This window comes from Streptomyces gardneri (assembly GCF_006539185.1).
Taxonomy (GTDB): domain Bacteria; phylum Actinomycetota; class Actinomycetes; order Streptomycetales; family Streptomycetaceae; genus Streptomyces; species Streptomyces gardneri.
This window is the reverse complement of the sequence record NZ_BJMN01000007.1, coordinates 161,402-186,105: the sequence shown is the minus strand read 5'-3', so window position 1 is coordinate 186,105 and position 24,704 is coordinate 161,402. Positions and strand designations below refer to the sequence as shown.

General features: G+C 72.3%; 19 protein-coding genes and 2 pseudogenes. 10 read left to right on the top strand and 11 right to left on the bottom strand.

The window, feature by feature from the left end; translation table 11 throughout:
• Nucleotide 1 precedes the first annotated feature (1 nt).
• From SGA01_RS43045 to SGA01_RS06125, 5 genes and pseudogenes are all read right to left on the bottom strand, one after another.
• Nucleotides 2-574 (bottom strand): annotated as a pseudogene (locus SGA01_RS43045) (AMP-binding protein); the annotation flags it as partial.
• 87 nt (nt 575-661) lie between these two features.
• Nucleotides 662-2,026: pseudogene (locus SGA01_RS43040) on the bottom strand (condensation domain-containing protein); the annotation flags it as partial.
• Nucleotides 2,023-7,083: a non-ribosomal peptide synthetase gene (locus tag SGA01_RS06135; protein WP_167534020.1), complete on the bottom strand. Its 5,061-nt coding sequence runs from the start codon at nt 7,081-7,083 to the stop codon at nt 2,023-2,025. The gene SGA01_RS06135 and the pseudogene SGA01_RS43040, both read right to left, overlap by 4 nt.
• A gap of 33 nt (nt 7,084-7,116) precedes the next feature.
• Nucleotides 7,117-7,320: an MbtH family protein gene (locus tag SGA01_RS06130; protein WP_141294067.1), complete on the bottom strand. Its 204-nt coding sequence runs from the start codon at nt 7,318-7,320 to the stop codon at nt 7,117-7,119.
• A 727-nt stretch (nt 7,321-8,047) separates the two neighbouring features.
• Entirely contained in the window at nt 8,048-9,013 is a 966-nt protein-coding gene (locus SGA01_RS06125; protein ID WP_141294065.1) for a pirin family protein, read from the bottom strand.
• A 76-nt stretch (nt 9,014-9,089) separates the two neighbouring features.
• Here SGA01_RS06125 and SGA01_RS06120 point away from each other — a divergent pair, with 76 nt between their 5' ends.
• From SGA01_RS06120 to SGA01_RS06105, 4 genes are all read left to right on the top strand, one after another.
• Nucleotides 9,090-9,461 carry a tetratricopeptide repeat protein gene (locus SGA01_RS06120; protein ID WP_141294063.1) on the top strand — a complete coding sequence of 124 codons (372 nt, stop codon included), beginning with the start codon at nt 9,090-9,092 and terminating at the stop codon, nt 9,459-9,461.
• Between the two features lie 113 nt (nt 9,462-9,574).
• Nucleotides 9,575-9,961, top strand: coding sequence for a DUF6153 family protein (locus SGA01_RS06115; RefSeq protein ID WP_141294061.1), 387 nt, complete (start codon nt 9,575-9,577; stop codon nt 9,959-9,961).
• A gap of 112 nt (nt 9,962-10,073) precedes the next feature.
• Nucleotides 10,074-10,754: a DUF305 domain-containing protein gene (locus SGA01_RS06110; protein ID WP_141294059.1), complete on the top strand. Its 681-nt coding sequence runs from the start codon at nt 10,074-10,076 to the stop codon at nt 10,752-10,754.
• Between the two features lie 89 nt (nt 10,755-10,843).
• Nucleotides 10,844-11,746, top strand: a complete 903-nt coding sequence (locus tag SGA01_RS06105; protein ID WP_141294188.1) for a F510_1955 family glycosylhydrolase — start codon at nt 10,844-10,846, stop codon at nt 11,744-11,746.
• A gap of 13 nt (nt 11,747-11,759) precedes the next feature.
• On the opposite strand, the gene SGA01_RS06100 is transcribed toward SGA01_RS06105, so the two are convergent.
• Both SGA01_RS06100 and SGA01_RS06095 read right to left on the bottom strand, forming a co-directional pair.
• The gene (locus tag SGA01_RS06100) at nt 11,760-13,430 is read right to left on the bottom strand and encodes an amidohydrolase (protein ID WP_141294057.1); all 1,671 of its coding nucleotides are present in this window, start codon (nt 13,428-13,430) and stop codon (nt 11,760-11,762) included.
• Between the two features lie 69 nt (nt 13,431-13,499).
• Nucleotides 13,500-14,885 carry a purine-cytosine permease family protein gene (locus tag SGA01_RS06095; RefSeq protein WP_229918403.1) on the bottom strand — a complete coding sequence of 462 codons (1,386 nt, stop codon included), beginning with the start codon at nt 14,883-14,885 and terminating at the stop codon, nt 13,500-13,502.
• Nucleotides 14,886-15,074: 189 nt separating this feature from the next.
• Here SGA01_RS06095 and SGA01_RS06090 point away from each other — a divergent pair, with 189 nt between their 5' ends.
• On the top strand, nt 15,075-15,710 hold the full coding sequence (locus tag SGA01_RS06090; RefSeq protein ID WP_141294054.1) for a TetR/AcrR family transcriptional regulator: 636 nt from the start codon (nt 15,075-15,077) through the stop codon (nt 15,708-15,710).
• 7 nt (nt 15,711-15,717) lie between these two features.
• On the opposite strand, the gene SGA01_RS06085 is transcribed toward SGA01_RS06090, so the two are convergent.
• Nucleotides 15,718-17,157, bottom strand: a complete 1,440-nt coding sequence (locus SGA01_RS06085) for a dihydrolipoyl dehydrogenase family protein (RefSeq protein ID WP_141294052.1) — start codon at nt 17,155-17,157, stop codon at nt 15,718-15,720.
• A gap of 115 nt (nt 17,158-17,272) precedes the next feature.
• Here SGA01_RS06085 and trxA point away from each other — a divergent pair, with 115 nt between their 5' ends.
• Nucleotides 17,273-17,638, top strand: a complete 366-nt coding sequence (gene trxA / locus SGA01_RS06080; protein ID WP_141294050.1) for a thioredoxin — start codon at nt 17,273-17,275, stop codon at nt 17,636-17,638.
• Nucleotides 17,639-17,769: 131 nt separating this feature from the next.
• Here trxA and SGA01_RS06075 read toward each other — a convergent pair whose 3' ends face one another.
• The 3 genes from SGA01_RS06075 to SGA01_RS06065 all read right to left on the bottom strand — a co-directional run bounded on the left by SGA01_RS06075 (nt 17,770) and on the right by SGA01_RS06065 (nt 20,544).
• On the bottom strand, nt 17,770-18,957 hold the full coding sequence (locus SGA01_RS06075) for a thiolase family protein (protein ID WP_055639979.1): 1,188 nt from the start codon (nt 18,955-18,957) through the stop codon (nt 17,770-17,772).
• 247 nt (nt 18,958-19,204) lie between these two features.
• Nucleotides 19,205-19,474, bottom strand: coding sequence for a hypothetical protein (locus SGA01_RS06070; RefSeq protein WP_141294048.1), 270 nt, complete (start codon nt 19,472-19,474; stop codon nt 19,205-19,207).
• A gap of 17 nt (nt 19,475-19,491) precedes the next feature.
• On the bottom strand, nt 19,492-20,544 hold the full coding sequence (locus tag SGA01_RS06065) for a LacI family DNA-binding transcriptional regulator (protein WP_141294045.1): 1,053 nt from the start codon (nt 20,542-20,544) through the stop codon (nt 19,492-19,494).
• Nucleotides 20,545-20,700: 156 nt separating this feature from the next.
• Here SGA01_RS06065 and SGA01_RS06060 point away from each other — a divergent pair, with 156 nt between their 5' ends.
• From SGA01_RS06060 to SGA01_RS06045, 4 genes are all read left to right on the top strand, one after another.
• Nucleotides 20,701-21,984 carry an MFS transporter gene (locus SGA01_RS06060; RefSeq protein WP_141294043.1) on the top strand — a complete coding sequence of 428 codons (1,284 nt, stop codon included), beginning with the start codon at nt 20,701-20,703 and terminating at the stop codon, nt 21,982-21,984.
• A 107-nt stretch (nt 21,985-22,091) separates the two neighbouring features.
• The gene (locus SGA01_RS06055; protein WP_141294041.1) at nt 22,092-22,799 is read left to right on the top strand and encodes an alpha/beta fold hydrolase; all 708 of its coding nucleotides are present in this window, start codon (nt 22,092-22,094) and stop codon (nt 22,797-22,799) included.
• Nucleotides 22,800-22,840: 41 nt separating this feature from the next.
• On the top strand, nt 22,841-23,044 hold the full coding sequence (locus SGA01_RS06050) for an NfeD C-terminal domain-containing protein (RefSeq protein WP_494485668.1): 204 nt from the start codon (nt 22,841-22,843) through the stop codon (nt 23,042-23,044).
• Nucleotides 23,045-23,125: 81 nt separating this feature from the next.
• Nucleotides 23,126-24,535, top strand: a complete 1,410-nt coding sequence (locus tag SGA01_RS06045) for a flotillin family protein (RefSeq protein WP_055639985.1) — start codon at nt 23,126-23,128, stop codon at nt 24,533-24,535.
• Nucleotides 24,536-24,704 lie beyond the last annotated feature (169 nt).

Here is a 24,704-nt window from a genome sequence, read left to right as displayed (position 1 = left end):
GCTCGACGACGGAGATGTCGAAGGAGACGCTCGTCACCGCGAGCCAGGTACTGGGCTCGTCGGCGCCGAACACGTCGTTCATCCCGGCGAAGAGGTTGGCCACGTTGCGGTGGGTGACCATGACGCCCTTGGGCTGTCCGGTGGACCCGGACGTGTAGATCACATACGCCAGGTTGTCGGCCGTGGCAGCCGGACGCGGACTGCCGGGCGGACCGTCCGGTGCCCCGGTCAGATCGGGGACCACGACATGGGCGGCACCGAGCCGCCCGGCGGCCGCGGCGGAGCCCGCGTCCGCCACGACCAGTCGCACGCCGGCGTCGTTGACCATGAACGCCAGGCGGTCGCGCGGGTAGCCGGGATCCAGCGGGAGATACGCCGCACCCGCCTTGAGGATCCCCAGCAGGGTGACCATCAGCAGGGATGTGCGTCCGAGATGGACGCCGACCGGCTCGTCCGGCGCCACGCCGAGCTGGTGCAGCTCGTCGGCGAAGCGGTCGGCGAGCCGGTCGAGTTCGTGGTAGGTCAACGTGGCGTCGGCGGCGACCAGGGCGACCGCGTCGGGTGTCGCGGCCACCCGCTCGGCGAACAGCTGGTGGACCAGGGCGTCGGTGGTCTCGGCCCGGGTGCCCGTCTGCCAGTCGGCCAGGAGGGCGAGTTCGCCCGCCGGCAGCACCGTCAGCTCGTCGACGGGCCGGTCCGGGGCAAGCGCGGCGGCGGTGACGACGTTGACGTAGCGCTCCGCGATCCGCTGGGCGGTGGTGGCTTCGAAGAGGTCGGTGCTGTACTCCAGTCGGCCGGTCACGCCCGCCGGGTTCCGGGTGAGGCTGAGCGTGAGGTCGAACCGCGCCGCACCGGTGTCGCCCAGGACGGGCTGCACCTGGCAGCCGTCCAGACGCAGCCCGGCGCCCTCCTCTTCGTAGCGATAGCTGAACAGCACCTGGAACAGCGGGTTCTGGGCGAGATCACGGTCGGGGTGGAGTTCCTCGACGAGCTTCTCGAACGGCAGGTCCTGGTGGGCCAGTGCTCCCTTGACCTGCGTCCACAGTCGCTGGATCAGTTCACGGAACGTCGGGCCGGAGGTGAGGTCGCAGCGCAGCACCAGGGTGTTGGTGAAGAATCCGATCAGGCCGGCCAGTTCGGGCCGTTCCCGTCCGGAGACCGGGGTGCCGACCACGACCTCGTCCTCGCCGACGTGACCCCGCAGCAGCACCGCGAAAGCGGCGAGCAGCACGCTGTAGAGCGTGACGCCTTCGGACCTGCCCAGTTCTTCGAGCCGCTGGACCGATTCGGCCGGCAGCTGGAAGGTGAGCGCGGAGCCGCGGTAGCTCTGCACCGGAGGGCGGGCGTGGTCGGTGGGCAGGTGGTGGGCCGGCATGCCGGCCAGGTTGTCTTTCCAGTACGCCAGGAGCCGGTCGAGTTCGGGTCCGGCGAGGGTGCTCTGCTGCCAGTCGGCGAAGTCGGCGTACTGCATGGGCAGATCGGGCTCGCGCCGCTCCTGGCCGGAGAGGGCGGCCAGGTACTGGACCTCGATCTCCTTGCCGAGCGTGGCGACCGACGCGGCGTCACAGGCGAGGTGGTGCACGGTGAGCAGCAGCCGGTGCTGCTGCTCACCCAGGCGCAGCAGGCGAGCCCGGATGACCCGGCCGGCGACCAGGTCGAACGGGGTGCCGGCTTCCTCGTCCGCGAGTCGCGCCGCCTCCTGTGCGATCTCGTGCGCGGTCCGGCCGGGTGCGGTCAGGTCGACGACGGGTACGGACACAGGAGCGGGTGACAGGACCACCTGGTGCGGGGTTCCGCCGGTGGACCGGAAGGAGGTTCGCAGGATCTCGTGGCGGCGCACGACTTCGGCGAGCGCCTGTTCGAGGGCCGTGCGGTGCAGCGGGCCGGTGATGTCGTAGCCGAGCGGGACGTTGTAGACCGAGCTGCCGGGCTGGAGTTGGTCGAGGAACCACAGTCGCTGTTGCGCGTACGACAGCGGAGCGGGACCGTCCTCTTCCTCGGTCTCCGGTTCTATGGCTCCGCTCACTGCTCCACCTCGGTTTCGTGCGTGTCGGGCAGGTGCGACTGGTCGCTCCTGCCACCGGTCCGGTCGGACTCGGAGGACGGCCTCACGGCCGAGCGGCGGGTGCGGGGCCTGATCGGGGCGGGGCCCGATGCGGTCCCTGCGACCGCGGCGGTCACGGCGTCCGCCAGGCTCGCCACCGTGGGGCGCTGGAGGAACGTGGCGATCGACACCTCGACGCCGAAGGCCTCGTTGACCTGGGCCACCAGCCGGGCCGCCAGCAGGGAGTGGCCGCCGGCGCGGAAGAAGTCGTCCGTACGTCCCACCGGCTGGTCGTAGAGCAGCGCGGAGGCCAGCTGCGTGATGCGCTCCTCCTCCGGGGTGCGCGGCGTCTGCTGCGCCTCGGGCTCGGCCGTCGTGGCGGGTGTCAGGGCGGCCAGCGCGTCATGGTCGACCTTGCCGTGCTCGGTGAGCGGCAGAGCGGGAAGCAGGACGACCTTGTCCGGGACCATGTACACGGGCAGCCGGTCGTGCAGGAACGAAAGGAGCTTGTCCTCGAGGACGGTCGCGCTCGGGGTGTGGGCGCAGGCGTAGGCCACGAGTGAGGCTTCGGCTCCCGGTGCGGGCGTGTGGGCGACGACCACGGCGTCCCGCAGGTCCGGGTGTTCCCTGAGTGTGGCCGCGATCTCCTCGGGTTCGATGCGGAAGCCCCGGATCTTCACCTGCTCGTCGGCGCGGCCGAGGAATTCCAGTTGCCCGTCCGGGCGCCAGCGGACCAGGTCGCCGGTGCGGTACAGGCGTGCGCCGGGTCGGTCGGTGAACGGGTCGGCGAGGAAGCTCTGCGCGGTGAGCGTGGGGCGGTTGACGTAGCCGCGGGCCACCGCGGTTCCGCCGAGGTACAGCTCGCCGCGGACGCCGGTGGGTACGGGCTGTCCTTCGGCGTCCAGCACGCGGGCGTCGATCCCGCTGATCGGCCTGCCGATGGCCGGGCGCAGTCCTGCCGCGTCCGGCGGTACGAGGCCCGCCGTGGCGACGACGGTGTTCTCCGTCGGTCCGTAGTGGTTGAACAACCGGAACGGCAACCCTGTGGAGGGCGCTGCCGGGAGGACGTCGCCACCCGTCAGCAGTGCGCGCAGCGCGGTGTCGGCCGGCCACGGCTCGGCCAGGACGGCGGCAGCGATGGGGGTGGGCAGGAATGTCGCGGTGATCTTCTCGTCGCCGAGCCAGCGCACGAGTTCCGCCGGTGCGGCCCGCAGGTCCGACGGGACGACGGTCAGGGTGCCGCCTGCCGCGAGGGTGGGCCAGATCTCCCATGTCGAGGCGTCGAATCCGGGGCTCGCGAACAGTGTGGTGCGGTCCGCCGGTTCGAGCGCGTACTCGGCGATGTGCCAGGCGACCAGGTTCGAGAGGCCCTGGTGCGGCAGTGCCACTCCCTTGGGGCGGCCGGTGGATCCCGAGGTGTAGATGAGGTACGCCAACCGCTCCGGGGTGACCTGGTCGGCGTGGATCGGCTCGTCCGTGATATCGAAGTCGAGGTCGAGTACATGCAGGTTCCGGGAGGACTCCGGCAGCTGCTTCCGGGTCTCGGGGGTGGTGAGGATCTTCCGTACGCCGGCGTCCTGCACTATGAACGCGATGCGTTCGGCCGGGTAGGCCGGGTCGACGGGCAGATAGCATCCGCCGGCCATGAGGACCGCGAGTTCGCCGACCACCAGTTCCAGGGAGCGGTCGGCGTACACCGCCACCGGCTCCTCGGCGGTGATGCCGGATTCGCGGAGCCTGTTGGCCAGTTGGCCGGCGCGCTGCCACAGCTGCGCGTAACTGAGCTGTCCGTCCGGCCGGCGCACCGCGACGGCGTCCGGGCGCTCCTGCACCTGCCGGGCGATCAGTTCGGTCACCGGCCGGGTGTCGGCCGGTGCGGGTCCGCGGGCCCAGCGGTCGAGCTCGTCGACCTCCGCGTCCGGGAGCATGCGCAGTGTGCCCACGCGGGTGTCCGGACTGGCCACGGCGTCGGAGAGCAGGGTCAGGTAGTGCGTGACCATCCGCTCCATGGTGGCTTCGTCGAACAGGTCGGCCGAGTGCTCCCAGATCATGGTGAGGTCGTCGTCCTCGGGCCGGGCCGCTCGACCCATGCGCTGCTCGCCTCGCGGGATCACGATGACGTTGAGGTCGGCCTTGGCCGTCTTGTTCGAGCGCTCGGTGACCTTGCCGGTGAGCCCGCCGAAGTCGATGTCGGGCACCGCGGAGTCATGGAAGCTGAACATGACCTGGAACAGCGGGGTACGCGAGGGGTCACGGGCCGGGTCGATCGCGTCGATGACCGCGTCGACAGGGGTGTCCGACCAGGCAAGTGTCTCGGCGACGCTCTGGCGCACCTGGGCGAGCAGGTCGTTGAACGACTGGTCGGCCGACACCTTGGTGCGCATGACCAGCGTGTTGACGAGCATGCCGAGCAGCGGCTCCAGCTCGGGTACGTTCCGGTTCGCCGCGCCGGTGCCGACGAGCATGTCCTGCTGCCCGGTGTAGCGGTGCAGCAGTGCCGCGAAGCCCGCGTACATGGTGGAGAACAGCGAGACCCTGTTCTCGCGGCTGAAGGCTCGCAGCTTACGGGCCAGTTCGTCCGGGATCCGGATTCGCGGCGCCCGGCCGCGGAAGGTCATCACCGGCGGGCGCGGCCGGTCGGCGGGCAGTTCCAGGGTGTCCGGGGCGCCGGCCAGCCGGGCGGTCCAGTGGTCGACGTGCGCGCGCAGCACGTCGCCGCGCATCCAGTCCCGCTGCCAGATCGCGTAGTCCGCGTACTGGACCTCCAGTTCGGGCAGCGGCGAAGGCTGTCCCGCGGCGAAGGCCGGGTAGAGGGCGCGGAACTCGGACAGGAACACCGAGAGCGACCAGCCGTCGTGGACGAAGTGGTGCTCCACGTGGAGGAAGGTGTTCTGCCCGTCGCCGTGCCGCAGCAGGACCCAGCGGGCCAGCGGCGGCTTGGTCAGGTCGAACGGCTCGCGCAGTTGCGCGGCGACGACCTCGTCGGCCTGCTCGGCCGGGACGTCGAGGACCAGCAGCGATGCCTTGGCCTCTGCCAGCGGACGCTGGTAGCCCACGCCGTCGACGGCGACGAAGGCGGTGCGCAGGACCTCGTGCCGGCGGACGATCTCGTCGAGCGTCGCGCGCAGGGCGTCGACGTCCACGTCGCCCTGCAAGGACACCGTGGCCTGGAAGTTGTAGGCGAGGTTGCCGGGCGAGAGCTGCTCGAAGAAGAAGACCCTCTCCTGCGGCAGGGACAGCGGGATCGGCCGGTTCCGGTCGCCTCGGCGCACCGGCGGCGCGGTCGGCGCGATCGCCTGGGCGACGGGTTCACGGCCGTCGCCTTCGGCGGCCCGCTGGTCGATGATCACGGCGAGGTCGGCGATGGTGGGCGCGCCGAACAGTTCGGGCACGCTCACCACGGTGTGCAGCTCCGCGGCGATGCGCCCCGCCAGACCGGCGACGAGCAGCGAGTTCCCGCCCAGCGCGAAGAAGTCGTCGTGGACGCCCACCTCCGCGGCGCCGAGCAGCCCGGCCATGATCCCCGCCAGCGTCGCCTCGGTCTGGGTGCGGGGCGCGACGGCGGCGGCGGCCAGGCCGGCCGCTGCCCGGTCGGGGGCGGGCAGCGCGGCCCGGTCGACCTTGCCGTTGGGTGTCAGCGGCAGCTCGGGCAGCACGACGAGCGCCGCCGGCACCATGTAGCTGGGCAGCTTGACCGCGACGAAGTCGACCAGCTCGGCCGTGGGGACGGCGGTGACCACGTAGCCGACCAGGCGCGCGTCGGGGCGGCCGGAGTGTTCGACCGCGACGAAGGCGTCCCGGACGCCCGGGTGCTGCTTGAGGACCGTGGCCACTTCGCCGGGTTCGATCCGGAACCCGCGGATCTTGGCCTGGTCGTCGTAGCGGCCGATGTACTCGAAGACCCCGTCGGGGCGGCGGCGGACCTTGTCGCCGGTGCGGTACATCCGCTGCCCGGGGACGGCGATGTCCGGCACGAACGCGGCCGCCGTGGCCACCGGGTCGTGCAGGTATCCGCGTGCCACGCACGCGCCGCCCAGGCACAGCTCGCCGGCTTCGCCGTCGGGCACCGGGTCGAGCCCGTCCAGGACGTAGCAGCGCACGCCGTCGACGGGCACCCCGATCGGCGGCGGCACCACTCCCTGCGGCAGCACTTCGCCGGCCGTGACCTTCACGGTGCCTTCGGTCGGCCCGTAGAGATTGATCACCGTGAACGGCAGGCCGTCCGGCACACCGCGCTGCATCGCCGAGCCGCCGGTGTGCAGGAACCGCAGCACCGTGTGCGCCGGCCACGTCTCGTCGAGGACGGCCTCGGCCAGCGGGGTGGGCAGGAAGGTCACGGTGATCTGCTCGTCGGCCAGCCAGGCGGCGAGCGCGGGAGGCGAGGTGCGCACCTCCGCGGGCGGCACCACCAAGGTGGCGCCGGCGGTCAGGGTGAACCAGATGTCCTGGACGGACACGTCGAATCCCGGGCTGGCCAGCAGGGTCGAGCGGTCCTCCCGCCGGGTCCCGTAGGTCTTGTGGTGCCAGTGCATCAGGTTGGCCAGGCTGGCGTGGCTCACCGCGACGCCCTTGGGCCGGCCGGTGGAACCCGACGTGTAGATCACGTACGCGAGTGCGGCGCCGTCCACGCGGGGCGGTGCCTGGAGGGCCGCGCCGGACGGCTCCTCGGTCAGGTCGACGAGCAGGACGTCGTCGCCGAGCGGCGCCCCGCCGGACACCAGCGGCTCGGTACTGAGGACCGCCACGGCGCCGGAGGCCTCCAGCAGTTGACGGATCCGAGCGGCCGGGTGGGCCGGGTCCAGCGGCAGGTAGGCCGCGCCCGCCAGCAGGACGGCCAGCTCCGCGACCACCAGTTCCGCCGACCGGTTGGCGTAGACGGCCACGACGCTGTCCTGGCCCACCCCCCGCTCGGTGAGCTCGGTCGCCAGAGCGGACGCGTGCGCGGCGAGGCTCCGGTAGGTCAGTCTCAGGTCACCGTCCTGCACCGCGACCGTATCCGGTGCCTCGGCCACCCGGGCGTGGAATTCATTGAGCACCATCTGGCACGTCATCCTTCGCTCTGAGTGGGGTGGCTAGAAACCGGTCTGACCGGCCTGGCGTAAGCTCGACGGACGCATGTCCGTCCAGGCCTCGCCGATGTGGGCCAGGCATTCCTCCTTGGAACCGCTGACGCCGTCGCCGCGCCAGCCGAGCGGCAGGTCACGGTCGGCCGGCCAGATCGAGTACTGCTCCTCGTCGTTGAGTACGACCACATAGGACTGGGTGTCGCCGTCCATGGGTACCTCCGGTTCGGCGGGATACGGATTGGTCTGCTGTTGGTCGTGCCCTTACGGCCGCCGGGTCGGGCGCCTGCGGCCGTGGACGCGGGCACGACGAACACCGGCACCGACGCCGGCACTGGCGTTGGCACTGGTACAGGTATTGGCTACTGGCTACTGGCTACTGACACTGCGGGAGATCGCGACAACAGGACGCACTCTGAGCCCCACCACCGAGTACGGCTCAGAAACGGCTGGTCACCTCGGCACCGTCAAGGCACCCCGACCGCCCCCACACCCGCGACCGACAAGTACCGGCCGTGTGCGGACCCCGGGACCATGGCCGTCAGCGAACTTCCGCCCCCCATGCGTTCCACTCCGACAGCATGGATCGAGCCGCTTCACGACCGGTAGAGTATGGCGATTACTCGGGTAGTCCGTTAAATCAAGGATTGGGCGGATAGGCGGCATTCTCACGCCCCGCAAAAGGACGGAGACGACCGAGGCGAAGCCGCCTTCGGCCAAACCCGATCGGGCGCCGGACACCGTCCGCCACCGAGGACGCGCGCACCACGCCGTCGGTTCCGGCCACGAAGGCCCAGGCGGCGCCTGGGCCCACCAAGCAGCGCTTCGCCCCGTCGTGCGCCACGGCGCACCGCGGCACGGCCTCATCCCGTCAGCCTGTCAGCGTCATCAGGAGGCCGGACCACCCCTCCCGCATCGACCCGGGAGAGGAAGGAGTGGGTCAGCGCACCCGTCCCCGGGCCTTGAGCTGGGTCGCCGGGACCTCCGGGGCGTCCAGGCGGGCGCCGTCGTAGCCCTTCACCTCGCCGAAGCGGTCGCTCGTCATCCACTCCTCCCGGGCCTTCCTGATCTCCTCGTCCGTGCGGCCCACGAAGTTCCACCACATGACGATCTCCTCCTCGAACGGCTCTCCGCCGAGGAGCATCAGGCCCGCGTCCGACACCGCGCGCAGGGGGAGTTCGGTGCGGCCGCAGCCCAGGTAGAGCATGGAGCCGGGCAGGACCGGGACGCCGTCGACCTCGGCCTCGCCCGACATGGACAGGACCGCGTACTCGAAGTCGGGGTCCAGCGGGAGGTTCGTCTCGGTGCCCGCCGCCAGCGCGAGGTCGGCACCGACGAGCGGCGAGTACGTGGTGCCGGGCGAGGCGGCGCCGTCGAGGGCGCCGAGGATCACCGTGGCCGTGAGACCGGGGGCCGTGACCTGGGGCAGGTCGGCGTGGTGCTGGAAGTGGGGTTCCACGTGGCGGTGGGCGTCGGGGAGCGCGACCCAGAGCTGTGCGCCGTGGAGGAAGCGGGCGTGCGGCCGGGGGCTCTCCTCCGAGTGGGAGATCGCCCGGCCCGAGGTCATGAGGCCCAGCTCGCGCGGGCGGATCGTCTGGAGGCTGCCGGTGGAGTCGCGGTGCAGGACCTCGCCCTCGTGGAGCCAGCTCACGGTCTGGAGCCCCATGTGCGGGTGGGGCGGGACCTGCATGCCCGGCTCGTCGGCGATGTCGTCGGGGCCGTAGTGGTCGACGAACGCCCATGCGCCGACCATGCGCCGACCCAGATTCGGGAGCAGTCGGCGGACCTCGGTCGACTCCCCGAGCTGGACGCGCCGCGGGCTGAGGAGCTCCCGCACAGGCTCGGCGACGACGAAGCCTCGGCCACCGCACACCGTCAACGCGGCCTGACGATCAAGATTGCTCATGACGCTCAACCAATCGTAGTGGAATGTTCAACCATCCAGGCTTGTTGACCTGGTCGACCGTCACACAGAGTGGCAGATCCGGGAAGCCGGAAGGGAAGAGCAAGTGAGCGACACGTACTACGAGTTCGGAACGGCCGGGGAACGCTGGGACCGCGCGCGGCTGTTCTTCGACGCGAAGGAGTACCAGACCGCCGTCCGCATCCTGCGCGGCCTCGTCGCCGAGCACCCGGAGCAGACGGCCCAGCGACTGCTCCTCGCGCGGGCCTACTACCACTCCGCGCAGCTCTCCCGGGCCGAGACCGAGCTGCGGGCCGTCCTGGACCGCGACCCCGTCGAGCACTACGCCCGCCTGATGCTCGGGCGCACCCTGGAGCGCCAGGGGCGCACGGACGAGGCCGCGCCGCACCTGCGGATGGCCGCCGCGATGGCGGGCGAGACCCCCTCCTGACACCGCCGCCGCCGACCGCGGTACTGACGCGGTTCTGATACCCCGGCACGGTATGGTCGGGCCAGGAGGTCCTGGTCTTGCGTACACGTCGGGCGGCCCGCGGAAAGCGCGGAATGCGAGCAGGAGGTGCCCTTGCGCACCTCCTGCTCGTCGTCGTGCTCGCGCTCGGGGTGTTCCTGATGCACGCCGTCGGCCATCCCGAGGGCTCCGGCGGTACAGCGGAGACCACCGCCGCCGCCCACCACACCGCCCCGGAGACCGGCTCGCCGGCCACCGAGGGCTCCGACGCGCGTCACGACCCCGGGGCGGGGATGGACATGACCACGCTGTGCGTGGCCGTCCTCGGCGCCTGGCTCCTCACCGGGCTCGTCCGGGCCGCGCTGGCCCGGCGCCCCGACTGGCTCGCCGCCGTCCTCGCGCGGCTCGTTCCCGCCCTCGGGCCCCACGCGCCGCCGCGCAGACCTCCCGACCTCGCCCAGCTGTCGATCCTGCGGATCTAGGCCGTATCGCCACCGCGGGCGCCTCGCGCTGCCCGTGAACGCCTTCGACCTGCCCTTTTTCCGCGTGTACGGGCTCACGCTCCGTACGGACAGCACACGAGGTATCACTCCCATGCGCACCTTCACGCGTGCCACCGCCAAGAAGTTCGCCCTCGCCGGCGCCGTCACCGCCACCGGGCTCCTGCTCGCCGCCTGCGGGACGGAGGACGGCGGGATGAGCGGGATGGATCACGGCGGGAAGTCCACCACGGCCTCCGCCACGGCCACGGTCTCCGCCACGGCCACCGCATCCACCGACGCTTCCGCATCCGCCGGCGCGTCCGCCGAAGCCGCCGCCCCCGGGGCCTTCAACGACGCGGACGTCATGTTCGCCCAGATGATGATCCCCCACCACGAGCAGGCCCTGGAGATGGCGAAGCTCGCCGACGGCCGTGCCCAGGACCCCGAGGTCAGGAAGCTCGTCGCCGCGATCGAGGGGGCGCAGGACCCCGAGATCCGGAAGATGAAGGCCTGGCTCAAGGGCTGGGGCAAGCCCGCGTCCGCCGGTGCCGGTCACGGCATGGCCGGGATGATGTCCGCGCAGGACATGAAGGACCTGGCGGCCGTCAAGGGCGAGGCCTTCGACCGGAAGTTCGCCGAGCTGATGATCGCCCATCACGACGGCGCCGTCGCCATGGCGAAGGACGAGCAGAAGAACGGACGGAACGCCTCGGCGAAGAAGCTCGCCGACGACGTCGTCCGGACCCAGTCCACCGAGATCGCCGAGCTGCGGAAGATCCTCGACCGGCTCTGACCCGGCCCATGCGGCGCGGCCCGTCCCTCACCGGGGCCGGCCGCGCCGCCCCCGTGCCCTTCCCCTTCCTCTCCTCCGGCGAAAGAACGATGAAGAAGCACTTCCCCGGGCCCTCGGCCACGACCACCGCCGCCGCCCTCGCCCTGACGCTCGCCCTCACCCTGACCGCCTGCTCGCAGGAGCCCGCCGCCGACGACTCCCCCGGCGGCGCCCTCAGCCACATCCACGGACTCGGCGTACGCGGCGACACCCTCTACGTCGCCACGCACGACGGCATCCACACCCCGGACGCCACCGGCCGCCCGACACGCGTCGGCGACCGCAGGGACGACTTCATGGGCTTCACGGTCACCGCCTCGGGCGCCTTCCTCGCGAGCGGTCACCCCGCGCCCGGCTCCGGCGGGCCCGCCGACCTCGGCCTCGTCGAGTCGACGGACTCCGGACGCACCTGGCACGAGAAGTCCCTCGGCGGCGAGGTGGACTTCCACTCCCTCGACACCGCACCCGACTCCACGGTCTACGGATACGACAGCACGAACGGACGCCTGCGGGTCAGCCCCGACGGCGTCACCTGGGAGGACCGGGCCGCGCTGCGCGCCCTCGACATCGCCGTCTCCCCCGCCGGCCCTGCCACCGTCCTCGCCACCACCGAGACCGGGGTGGCCCGCAGCACGGACGGCGGCAGGACCTTCGCCCCCGGCGAGGGCCAGGTCCTCGCGTACGTCTCCTGGGGTGCTCGCGACGCCCTCTTCGGCGTCGATCAGAGCGGGGTCCTCTTCCGCGGTACGGAGACGAGCACGGGGGCCGCGACGGGTTCCGGTATCCGCTGGGACCGGGTCGCCGCCGTGCCGGGCGGGGCCCCGCAGGCGCTCACCGTCGTGGACGCCCGCCGGCTGCTCGTCGCCACCCAGGACGGGGTGTACGAGTCGCGCGACGGCGGGCGGACCTTCGAGCGGCGGGTCACGGTGACCTCGGGGAAGGAGGGCCACTGACCCCGCGCGGCCCTCACCCCGCGCGCCGCTCCACGACCACCTCGCCGCCCACCACGACCGTCTCCGCCACCGTGCCCGGGATCTCCTCGGGTGCGATGCGGAGGATGTCCCGGGAGAGGACGACGAAGTCGGCGAGCTTGCCCACCGTCAGCGAGCCCCGCTCGTCCTCCAGGAAGTTGGCGTACGCCGAGCCCATCGTGTAGCCCTCGACGGCGCTGGCGACGTCGATCGTCTCGCCCGCCGTCCAGCTCTCCCCGCCGTCGAGCGGACGGCGGGTGACGGCCGCGTGGATGCCCACCATGGGGTCCATCTCGGCGACGTTCCAGTCGCTGGAGAGCGCGAGGACCGCCCCGGCCGCGTGCAGGCTGCGCAGCGGCCAAGCCTTGTGCCAGCGGTCGGGGCCGATGTTCTCGGCCCAGTCCTTGCCGGGGCCCGCGATGTCGGGGGCGGCGTGCCGGGGCTGCATGCAGGCGACGACGCCGAGCTCGGCGAAGCGGGGGGTGTCGGCCGGGTCGAGGCACTCGACGTGGACGATCTGGTGGCGCGCGTCGCGCGGCCCGTTGGCGGCGCGGGCGCGGGCGACGGCGTCGAGGACGGTGCGGATGCCCCGGTCGCCGGTGGCGTGGACGAAGCACTGGAAGCCGCGCGCGTCCAGGCGGGTGAGCAGCTCGGCGAACTCCTCGGGCGGGTAGAAGGTGTCGCCGCGATGGTGGGCGCAGCCCGCGTACGGCTCCAGGAGGGCGGCCGTACGGGGTTCGACGACGTCGTCGATGTACAGCTTGAGCGGGCCGACCCGCAGCCGGTCGTCCTCGAACTCCTTCGCCGCCGCCTCGAAGGCGTCCAGGTCCGTGTCGGTCGTGCCGCGCGGGTGGAAGAGCGCGGCGACGATCCGCGAGCGCAGTCGGCCCTCGGCGCGGGCACGCTGGAAGAGGGCGAGGTCGTCGAGGGAGTTCTGCGGCTCGACGACGGTGGTGATGCCGTAGCCGATGGCGTCGTCCAGGCTCTTGGCGAGCCGGCCGTACTGCCGGTCGGGCGAGGCCCACGGGACGCCGAGCTCGCGCAGTGCGCGATGGCCGTCGCGGGAGAGGCCCTTGATCGCGAAGTCCTTGACGAATCCGGTGGGTTCGCCGGTGTCCGGGTCGGTCACGGCGCGGCCGAAGGGCAGATCGGTGTGGTCGCGGTCGACACCGAGTCTCCGCAGGGCGGCGGTGTTGAGCCAGGCGGTGTGCACGTCGTAGCTGAGGACGACGGCGGGGGTGTCGCCGGTGGCCGGGTCGAGGTCGGCGGCGGTGGGCATGCGCCCGCCGGGGACGGCCGAGTAGTCGAAGGCCTCGGCCTCGATCCACTCGGCGTCGGGGTGCGCCTCGCGCCAGGTGCGGATGCGTGCGTGGATGGCGTCGAGGGTGCGGGCGCCGGCGAGCTGGACGCAGGCGTCGTCCGAGCCCAGGCGGACGTGGTTGTGGGCGTCGACGAAGCCGGGCAGGACGAGCCGCCCTCCGGCGTCGAGCACCCGGGTGCCGGGGCCCGTCCAGGCGCCCGCTCCGGCTTCGGAGCCGATCCAGACGATGCGGCCGGCGCTGACGGCGAGGGCCTGCGCCTCGGGGAGCGCGGGGTCGACGGTGTGGATCCGGGCGCCGGTGAGGACGAGATCGGCGGGGGCAGGGGAAGGGGTGGTGCCGTGCATGCGGGGTGACTCCATGACGTGCGTACCGCTGGGCGTGTGCGAGGGAGCTGCGAGGGGTTCGGGCGGGGCTCAGGCGCCGCGTGCCGGCGCGACGGTCCTGCCCGCGAGGAGCACGTACACGAGGGCCGAGACCACCGCGCCGAGCAGGGTGAGGTCCGCGCCGCCGAGGGGCGCGACGAGCGGGCCGGTCCAGAGCTCCGAGTCGCAGGTGAGCGCGGAGAAGAGGAGACCCGAGAGGAGCGCGGTCATGCCGGCCGGGTGCCAGCCGGAGCGGTACCAGTAGGCGCCGCCCTCCCGCGCGTGCAGGGCGGCGGAGTCGTACGCGCAGCGGCGGAGCACCATGTCGGCGAGGAAGACCCCGCCCCAGGGGGCGAAGACGATGATCAGGAGGGAGAGGAAGGAGAGGAGCGAGGTGGTGAAGTCGGTGAGGAAGAGGGCGCCGAGGGAGCCGACGGCCGTCACGGCGGCGCTGATGACGATGGCGCGGGCGCGGCTCCACGGTATGCCGAGGACCTGGAGGTTCAGGCTCGACGAGTAGAGCGTGATGATCGAGTTGGTGACCGAGCCGCCGAGGACGAGGGCGAGGAAGAGGGGCTGGAACCAGCCGGGGAGCAGGCTCTCGGTGCCCGCCACCGCGTCGGTCATGTCGACCTGCGTCGCGGCCGCGACACCGGCGACGCCCAGGGCGACGGAGGAGAGGAAGCCGCCGAGCCCGCCGCTGAGGGTGACGGCCTTGAGGGAGGTGGTGCGGGGCAGGTAGCGGGTGTAGTCGGCGGGCATGGGGACGTACGAGAAGGGGCCCGCGAGCATGACGACGAAGGCGATGCTCCAGCCCGCGGCGCCGGGCGCGGCGGAGGGGGCGGAGGTGTCGGCGCCGGGCAGCACGAGGACGAGGAGCGCGGCGAAGCCGACGGCGAGGACGTACGCCATCCAGCGTTCGGCGAACTGGACGGTGGCGTGGCCCCAGAGGGCGACGGCGAAGGTCAGCGTGAGGGTGACGGCGAGGGCGAGGGCCCGCGTGAGGTGTCCGCCGTGCCAGCCGAGGTCGGCGAAGAAGGCTTCGAGGGCGAGGGTGCCGACCACGGTGTTCACGACGGTGTAGCCGATGCTGACGATCCAGTTGAGCAGACCGGCCGGCCAGTTGCCGCGGACGCCGAAGGCGGCCCGGGAGATCACGAGGGTCGCGGTGCCGGTGCGCACGCCGCTGAGTCCGGCCGCGCCGATGGCGAGGAACGACAGGCCGCCGATCACGACGACGGCGGTGGCCTGCCAGAAGGAGAGGCCGAAGGCGACGGCGAGGGCGCCGTTGATCACGTAGGTGAACGTGAGGTTCGAGCCGAACCAGAGCCAGAAGACGTCCTTGGCGCTGCCGTGCCGTTCGGCGTCGGGGATGGGGTCGATCCCGTGCTCCTCGACCTGGAACACCTCGTCCCGGCCCGTGGTCCCCGTGGTCATGGGCGCCGTCTCGTGTCCGATCACGACCGCACTCCTGTCTTGAATGCTGTTCTAAGTCTTAGAACGGCATTCAAGATGGGCGATGAATTCAGGCCACGTCAAGACCTTCGCATGTTGCGGTTAAGGTCGACCCCACGGACAGCGGGACTGCGGGACACGGATCGGGACCCGGATCGGGGGATGGCGGCGGTGGCCGGTGCGACACGACGGCGGGACGGGAACGTCACCCAGGAGCGGATGCTGGAGGAGGCCATGGCGATGATCGCCGAGGAGGGCCTCACCTCGCTCACCATGTCGGCGCTCGCCGAGCGGCTCGGCACGAGCGGCGGCCACATCCTGTACTACTTCGGCAGCAAGGACCTCCTGCTGCTCGCCGCCCTCCGCTGGAGCGAGGCCGCGCTCACCGGGGAGCGGGCCGCCCTGCTGGCCCGGCGGATCCCGGCCGAGCGCAAGCTCGACCTCTTCCTGCGGCTCTACCTGCCGCGCGGGCCCCGCGACCCGCGCTGGACGCTCTGGATCGAGCTCTGGGCCCGCACCCCCGGCAACACCGCGCTGCGCGAGGCCCAGGACGCGCTGGACCAGGGCTGGCAGGAGGACCTGGAGTCCCTGCTCACGGCGGGGGTCGCCCGGCGGCGCTTCGCACCGCTCGACGCCACCGCCCGGGCCTCCGAACTCCTGGCCCTGCTCGACGGGTTGAGCACCCGAGTCGTCCTGGGTCAGGAGTCCGGCCGGGACGCGCGCCCGGCACTGGAGGCGGCGCGCTCGGCGGCACGGCTGCTCATCGCGCCGTACGCCCCCGACACGCCCCGCACGGAAGAGACGTGACGCACCGTCAGCCCCGGTAGGCCTCCAGGAGACGCAGCCACGCCTCGCTCAGGGTCGGGTACGACGGTACGGCGTGCCAGAGCCGGGCGATCGGGACCTCGCCGACGACGGCGACCGTCGCCGAGTGGAGGAGCTCGCCGATCCCCGGGCCGACGAAGGAGACGCCGAGGACGACCTCCCGGTCGAGGTCCACGACCATCCGGGCCTGTCCCCGGTAGCCCTGGGCGTAGAGCCCGGCACCGGCGACCTGCCGCATGTCGACGTCGACCGCCCGGACCCGGTGACCGGCCCGCTCGGCCTCGGCCAGGGTGAGCCCGACGGCCGCCGCCTCGGGGTCGCAGAACACCACCTGCGGCACGGCCGCGTGGTCGGCGGTGGCCGTGTGCGCGCTCCAGCGCGCGTCGGCCGGAGGATCGCCGCCCTGCGCGCGGGCGGCGATGGCGGCGCCGGCGATCCGGGCCTGGTACTTGCCCTGGTGGGTCAGGAGCGCGCGGTGGTTGACGTCCCCGACCGCGTAGAGCCAGTCGCTGCCGGTGACCCGGAGGCTGTCGTCGACGTCGAGCCAGGAGCCCGGCGCGAGGCCGACCGTCTCCAGGCCGAGGTCCTCGGTGCGCGGGGCCCGGCCGGTCGCGAAGAGCACCTCGTCGCCCTCGACGTGGTCGCCGCCCTCCAGGACCACGGTCACCGGGCCGGTGCCCCCGTCGCGTACCACCGCGGTGACCCGGGCGCCGGTGCGGACGTCCGCGCCCCGCGCTGTCAGGGCCTCGGCGACCCGCTCGCCGACGAACGGTTCCATCCGGGGCAGCAGCCCCCCGCCCCGTACCAGCAGGGTGACCTTCGCACCCAGGGCCTGCCAGGCGGTGGCCATCTCCACGCCGACCACTCCCCCGCCGACCACGATCAGTCGCGCGGGCACCCGGTCGGAGCTGGTCGCCTCTCGGCTGGTCCAGGGCCTGGCCCCGGTCAGGCCGGGCACTTCGGGGAGGACGGCGCGGCTGCCGGTGCTGACGACGACCGCGTGCCGGGCGGTCAGGACGTGCTCGTCCCCCTCGGGTCCTGCGACGGCGACCCGGCGGGGCCCGGCGAGGCGGCCGTGGCCGCGGAAGACCCGTACGCCGATCGAATCCAGCCAGTCGACCTGGCCGTCGTCCTTCCAGTGGCCGACGACGGTGTCCCGGTGCCTGAAGACCTCCATGGCGTCGAGCGGACCGTAGACCGATTCGCGCAGGCCGGCGACCTTGCGGGCGTCGGAGCGGGCGAGCACGGGGCGCAGGAGCGCCTTGCTGGGCATGCACGCCCAGTACGAGCACTCGCCGCCGATCAGCTCGCTCTCGACGATCGCGGCGCTGAGCCCGGCCGCCCGCACCCGGTCGGCGACGTTCTCGCCCACCGGTCCCGCCCCGAGGACCACCACGTCGTACGTGCTCTCTTCCACCGCTCGTGTCATGATCCCAGTCTGCTGGCAGGGGCCCGGAATAGCGCGGCTCGATACGCCGTTGTGCCGGGCGAGTCCCCAGGGGACCGTGAGGACACCGCCAGGAGACCCCGAAAGGTAGGCAGGTATGAGCACCGTAGAGCTCACCAAGGACAACTTCGACGAGATCGTGAGCGGGAACGGTTTCGTCCTGATCGACTTCTGGGCTTCGTGGTGCGGTCCCTGCCGTCAGTTCGCCCCGGTCTTCGAGGCCGCGTCCGAGCGGCACCAGGACCTGGTCTTCGCGAAGGTGGACACCGAGGCCCAGCAGGAGCTGGCCGCCGCCTTCGAGATCCGCTCGATCCCGACGCTGATGATCGTCCGGGACAACGTGGCCGTCTTCGCGCAGCCGGGCGCCCTGCCGGAGGCCGCCCTGGAGGACGTCATCGGGCAGGCCCGCAAGCTGGACATGGACGAGGTCCGCAAGTCCGTGGAGGCCGCTCAGCAGCAGTGACCCCGTGACGACGGGACGATGAGGGGTACGGGAGAGTCTCCCGTACCCCTCTCGCGTACGCGCGCGGGCTCAGCCCGGCACGGGCGTGCGCGGCTCGGCACACGCGTCCATGCGTGCGTACGTGCGTGGGCTCAGCGCTCCAGGACCAGCGCCAGGCCCTGGCCCACGCCGATGCAGAGCGCCGCGAGGCCCGTGCCCGAGCCGGCCGCGGCGAGCTGGTGCGCCACGGACCCGGCGAGCCGGGCGCCCGAGGCGCCCAGCGGGTGGCCGATGGCGACGGCGCCGCCTCGCGGGTTCACGATCTCGGGGTCGAGTTCCGGCCATTCGGCGAGGCAGCCGAGCGCCTGGGCCGCGAAGGCCTCGTTGAGCTCGAAGGTCGTCAGATCGGCGAAGGAACGTCCCGCCTTCTCCAGGGCCCGCCGGACGGCCGCCACCGGGCCGAGGCCGAAGAGCTGGGGCTCGATGCCGGTGACGGCCGACGTGCGGATGCGGGCGAGCGGCTCGCGGCCCGTCTCGCGCAGTCCGTCCTCGTCCACGAGGAGCAGGGCCGCCGCGCCGTCGTTGAGCGGCGAGGAGTTGCCCGCCGTGACCGTGCCGCCCGTGGGGCGGAAGGAGGGCTTGAGCTTGGCGAGCGCCTCCATGGAGGTGGTGTCGCGGATGCACTCGTCGCGGCTCAGGTCCACGCCCGCGTACGGGACGACCTCGTCGTCGTACAGCCCCTTCGCCCACGCCTCGGCGGCCTTGTGGTGGCTGGCGAGCGCGAAGGCGTCCTGCTGCTCGCGGGTGAGGCCGTGCTTGTCGGCGACGAGTTCCGCGCCCTCGCCGAGGGAGACCGTCCACTCGGCCGGCATCCTCGGGTTGGTCATGCGCCAGCCGAGGGTCGTCGAGTGGAGCTGCTGGTGACCGGCGGGGAAGGCCCGCTCGGGCTTCTGCAGGACCCACGGGGCACGGGACATGGACTCGACGCCGCCGGCGATGGCGACGGAGGCGTCGCCCAGCGCGATGGCGCGGGCCGCCTGGATGACGGCCTCCATGCCGGAGCCGCAGAGGCGGTTGACGGTGACGCCGGGGACGCTGACGGGGAGTCCGGCGAGGAGGACGGCCATCCTGGCCACGTCGCGGTTGTCCTCGCCCGCGCCGTTGGCGTCACCGAAGTAGACGTCGTCGACGCGGGCCGGGTCGAGCGCGGGCGAGCGGTCGACGAGGGCGCGCACCACGTGGGCGGCGAGGTCGTCCGGGCGCACCCCGGCGAGCGCGCCCCCGAACTTCCCGATCGGTGTGCGGACGGCGTCGACGATGTAGACGTCGCGGATGCTCATCGGTTCTCTCCCACGTGACCTTCGGAACGACTCTGTTCGCCTGGTGTGGAGACTTTCGTCTCCGGCGTGCGCCGCCGAGTCTGTGCCCGTCGCCGCACGGTGTCAACGGGCGTCTTCGAGCCGCACCGGGACCGGCCCGCGGGGGAGAGTGCCAGGTCAGGCGCGAGGCCGATGCCGATGCCGTGGGTCATGCGCCGTGCGCCGTGGACCGTGCGGCGCGTGGCGTGTGCCGTGGGAGAGCGCCGCGTCAGCCGCGCGCCGCCGTGCGGACGAGGGCCGTGAGTCCGTAGTCGAGTTCACGGCCGTCGACGAGCAGGGCCTCGACCGTCCGCGTCTCGGGGTCGATGTCGGCGACGATGCCGTGTCCCTCGTAGATCGGATAGCCGGAGGCGCCGTGTCGCCCGGTGGCCTCGACGACGGCCGAGCGGACCGCGCTGTCCTCCACGGACGCGCCGCCGCGGTCCTCGACGTGCTCGGACACCAGCAGGATCTCGAAGCGCTTCGGAACTGTGCTCATGCACCGACGCTAAGCGCTCAGCTGGACTCCCGCCGGACGACCCGCGAGTCGAGGAGGCGGCGGGAGCGGGGCGGGGTGTCCGCGTCCCGCACGGCCTGGTCGACCAGCTCGGCCAGCTCGCGGCCGAGGACCATGTCGATGTGGACGGTGCTCAGCCGCGGCCGCAGCAGCCGGCCGAGCAGCAGGTCGTCGGCGCCGACGACGGCGGTCTCCTCCGGTACGGAGATCCCGGCGTCCTGGAGCGCCCGCATGAGGAGCATCGCGTACTCGTCGTTGTAGGCGAACACGGCGTCGAGGCCCAGCTCGCGCCACCGCCCGGCCAGTTCGTCCGCGGACTCCTCGTCGTACCGCAGGGGCAGGGGGACGACGGTGGCGCCGGCGGCGGCCCCGGTGCCGGCGCTCTCGGCCGCGCGCCGCGCGCCTTCCAGGCGGGGCCGCGAGAACATCCCGAGGCCCGGTTCCTCCGGGACGACGACGCCGATCCGGCGCCGGCCGCTCTCGATCAGGTGGGCGGTGGCGACCTCGCCGATCCGGCCCTGGTCCATGGCGAGGGAGTGGGTGCCCGGGACCTGCTGCGTGCCGAGCGTGATCACCGCGCGGGCCCCGGAGCGCTTGAGGAGCTCGACCGCCTGCTCCGTGAGCTCGACCTCGCCGAGCGAGACCACGGCGACCGGCCGCAGCTCGGCCCAGGCGCGGGCCGCCTCGTCGGGCTTCAGGCCGACGCTGCCGTACTGCACCACCGTGTAGTCGAGGCGCCGCAGCTCCCACTGGAGATCGTTGAAGAACTGGCTGTAGAGCGGTCCCACGGGGATGTGGGCGCTCGGCAGCAGCACCATCCGACTGTGGCCGGCGCGCAGGCTGCGGGCCGCCGCGTGGGGGACGTATCCCAGCTCCTCGGCCGCCTCGCGCACCCTGCGACGGGTGGGCTCGCTGATCCGGACGGCCGAGGTGTTGTTCAGCACGTACGAGACGGTGGCCCGGGAGACGCCCGCGAGGCGCGCGACGTCGGCACTGGTGGGGACCGCGTGGCCGGTGGGGCGTTCGGGGGTCTGATCGGTTGAGTGGCTCATCGCTCCGGCATCTTTCCAGAACGATCCGGCACAGGGTCTGGCGGATGGCCTGATTTGAGTGCTACACAGTGCTCACACGCGTCACTGACACGTGTAACCCCCTCGCTCATTCCGCTCCTCGCCCCCTCATCGGGCGATCTCTCCCAGGAGGGCACTGTGGCCCTTTCCTCCTCCGGAACCGGCTCCGGAACCGGCACCGCCGGCCCCGCATCCGGTACGGCCGGCCCCGACTCCCCCGCGGCCGGCCGGCCGACGCGCGGGCTGCTGCCGCTGCTCCTCGCCGGGAACTCGGCGATGTACGCCTTGTACGTCGGCGTCGCCGGGATGCTCCTCGCGCTCCAGATCGAGGACATCGACCCCGCGAACAAGGTGGCGAACTTCGGCCTCGTCGCCGGTATATCCGCGATCTTCGCGACCGTCTTCAACCCGGTCGCGGGCGCGCTCTCGGACCGGTCCGGACGGCGCAACCCCTGGATCCTGGGCGGCGGACTGCTCGCCCTCCCGGTGATGCTGCTCCTCGGCAGCGTCGACACGATCCTGCTGGTCACGATCGCCTGGTGTCTCGGCCAGGCCGTCATGAACATCTACCAGGCGGCGATCACCTCCGTGGTGCCCGACCGGGTCCCGATGGGCGCGCGCGGCAAGGCCTCGGCGGCCGTGGGCCTCGGTCTGCCGGTCGGCTCGACGATCGGCGCCCTCGTCGGCGCGGCCTTCTCCGACGACTACCGCACCGGCTACCTCGTCTTCGGCGCGATCGTCGCCGGCACGGCCGTGCTCTTCACCGCCTGCGCCCGCGAGGAGCGCATGCCCCCGAAGGCCCCCCTGCCGGTCAGGCAGCAGATAGCGGCCTTCGGCAGCGCCCTCAGGCACCACGACTTCCGCTGGGCGTTCATCGGCCGGGCCCTGTTGATCCTCGGCTACTTCGCGGTGGCCGGATTCCAGCTGTACATCCTCAAGGACCACACCGTGCTGCCCGCCGGACTGTCCGCCGAGGAGGCCGTGGCCGTCCTCACCCCGCTCAACGCGATCGCCATGGTGGTCTCCACCGTCCTCGGCGGCTGGCTCTCCGACCGCTTCGACCGCCGCAAGCTCTTCGTGGGCGCGTCGGCCGCGCTCGCCGCCGTCGCCCTGGTCATCCCGGCCGTGTCGACCAGCTGGACCGCGATGCTCGCCTTCTCGGTCGTCAACGGCCTCGGCTTCGGCTGCTACATGGCCGTCGACACCGCCCTGGTGACGATGGTGCTGCCCACGGCCGAGGACGCGGCCCGCGACATGGGCGTCCTCAACGTCGCCAACGCCGGACCGCAGATCATCGCCCCGTTCGTGGCCTCGCTCATCGTCTCGCTGAGCGGTGGCGGATACACGGCCCTGTTCCTCGTGGCGGCCGTACTGTCGGTGCTCGGCGCGCTCGCCGTGCGCCCCATCCGCGGCGTGCGCTGACCGACGGTCGGTGCCGCCCGGGGGTGTCCGGTCGGATCAGGGGCTGTCGATGCCCCTGATCCGCCGGGCACCCCCGTACCCGTCGCACCACCAGGAGAGGCAGCACCGTGCGTCTGCACACCACCACATGGGGATCCGGTGACCGGACAGCCCTGCTCGTCCACGGCCTCATGGCCGACCACCGCACCTGGCGACGGGTCGGGCCGGCCCTCGCCTCGCGGGGCTACCGGGTCATGGCCGTGGACCTGCGGGGGCACGGGGCGAGCGCCCGGGCGGCGGGGCCCGAGGAGTACCGGCCGGAGGACTACGCCGACGACCTCGTCGAGACTCTCCCGGCCGGCGCCGACCTGGCCGTCGGGCACTCGCTCGGCGGGCTCGCCCTGGCGCGGGCCGTGGAGCGGCTGAAGCCGGCCCGCGCGGTGTACTCGGACCCCGCATGGCATCTGAAGAGCGGCCCCTTCGGATACGTGCCGGAGCTCTTCGTCCGGGGCAAGTCCCTTTCCAGGGACTTCGTGAAGGAGTTCAACCCGGGCTGGTCGGACGACGACCTCGACACCGAGATGGAGTCGGTACGCGTCTGGGACGAGCGGTCGGCGTACGGCCTGGTCGACGTCGTCGGTACGGACATGTGGCCGGCGCACCCCGTGGTCCCCTCCCTCGTCACCCTCGCCGATCCGAGCGCGCTGATCCCCGCCGGTGACGCCGCGATGCTGGAGGGTCGCGGCTTCACCCTCCGCACCGTCGCGGGTGCCGGTCACACGATCCACCGGGACGACTTCGACGGGTTCATGTCCGCGCTGGACGGCTGGATCTGACGTACCGTTGATCCATGGACGAAGCGTCGATGGACTCCTCGATGGTGGGCCTGCTGGGCCGGGTGACCGGCGTGATCGGGCCCGGCCTCGTCGGCGAGGTGATCGTCCGGATCCGGGGCGGCGCCGAGCACTTCCTCGCCTATCCCGCGTCCCCGAAGGAGCGGATCGAGACGGGGACGGTGGTGATGGTCATGGAACATCTCCCTCCACGCACCGTCTATGTCACAGCCGCGTACGACAGTTGACCGGACCGTTGAGTGGCGCCCGGGACGGGCGCACACTCCCTTCACCGGATCCGCACGGCTCCGGTGAAGGGGGAACTGCCCATGGGCATCGGCATTCTGGCGGGCGTCGTCGTCGGCGCCTTCGTCCTTCTGATCGTCGTCTTCAAGATGATGTGGCGCGTCGCGGAACCCAACGAGGCGCTGATCATCTCCGGTTCCAACCACAAGAACGAGGGTCTCGGCGCGGGGATGGGGTTCCGGATCGTCACCGGTCGCGGCACCCTCGTGATGCCCGGCGTCCAGGCGGTGCGCAAGCTCTCGCTCGACCTCAACGAGACGCAGCTGTCCGTCGAGTGCGTCACCCACCAGGGCATTCCGCTCAAGGTCCGCGGTGTGGTGATCTTCAAGGTGGGTGACGACTTCGTGTCGATCGCCAACGCCGCCCGCCGCTTCCTCGACCAGCAGAAGCTGATGTCGGAGCGGGTGCACATCGTCTTCGCCGGTCATCTCCGCGCCATCGTCGGCGGATTGACCGTGGAGGACATGATCCGTGACCGGGAGAAGCTGACCGGGCAGGCGCGTTCGGCCTGTGGCACGGAGATGGAGAAGCTCGGTCTGATCGTCGACTCGCTGCAGATCCACGAGATCGAGGACCCGACCGGGTACATCAAGAACCTGGCCGCCCCGCACGCCGCCGCCGTCCAGCGGGACGCGCGGATCGCGCAGGCGGAGGCGAACCGGCGGGCGACCGAGGCCGAGCAGCAGGCCGCGGCGCGCATGTCGGAGGCGACCCGGGACAGCGAGATCCTCCAGGCGGGCTACCAGGCCGAACGGGACCAGGCATCCGCGAAGGCCCGGCAGGCCGGCCCGCTGGCCGAGGCGGCCTCGCGCCAGGAGGTCGTGGTCCAGGAGACCCGGGTGGCCGAGCTGGAGGGCCATCGCAAGGAGCAGCAGCTCCAGGCGGAGGTCCGCAAGCCGGCCGACGCCATGGCGTACGAGACCCGGACGCTGGCCGCGGCCGAGCGCGACGCCCGGATCTCGGCGGCCGAGGCCGATGCGAAGGAGACCGAGCTGGCGAGCGCGGCCAAGGCGACGGCGACCCGGCTCACCGGTGAGGCGGAGGCGGCGGCGCAGCACGCGAAGGGGCTCGCCGTCGCCGAGGCGACGCGGGCGAAGGGTCTGGCGGAGGCCGAGTCGATCAAGGCGCGTGCGGCGGCGCTCGCCGAGAACCAGGAGGCCGTCGTCGCCCAGCAGCTGGCGGAGAAGTGGCCGGAGATCGTTTCGGCCGGCGCGTCCGCCTTCGGGAACGTCGACCAGATGGTGCTGCTGAACGGCGCCGACGGGATGGCGGACGTCTTCGCCAAGGCGCTGACCATGGGCGGGACCGGTCTCGGTCTGGCCCGGCAGCTGCTCTCCACGATGAACCCGGGCGCGCCGGAGCGGCTGGGCGGGGTGCCGCCGGCTCCGCGGTCGGAGGAGAGCGTGGAGATCACGGTCGGCGATGCGGAGTAGTCGCCACGGGGTAGCCGAAGCGGAGCGGTCGACACGGATTACCCGACACGGAGTCGTCGACACGGAGTAGCCGACGCGGTGCAGCCGACATGGTGTGGCCGACGCGGTGAGTGAGTGCGCGGGTCGGCCGATGCGGTCGGCCCCGCGCGACGGGCCCGGTGCCGTCACG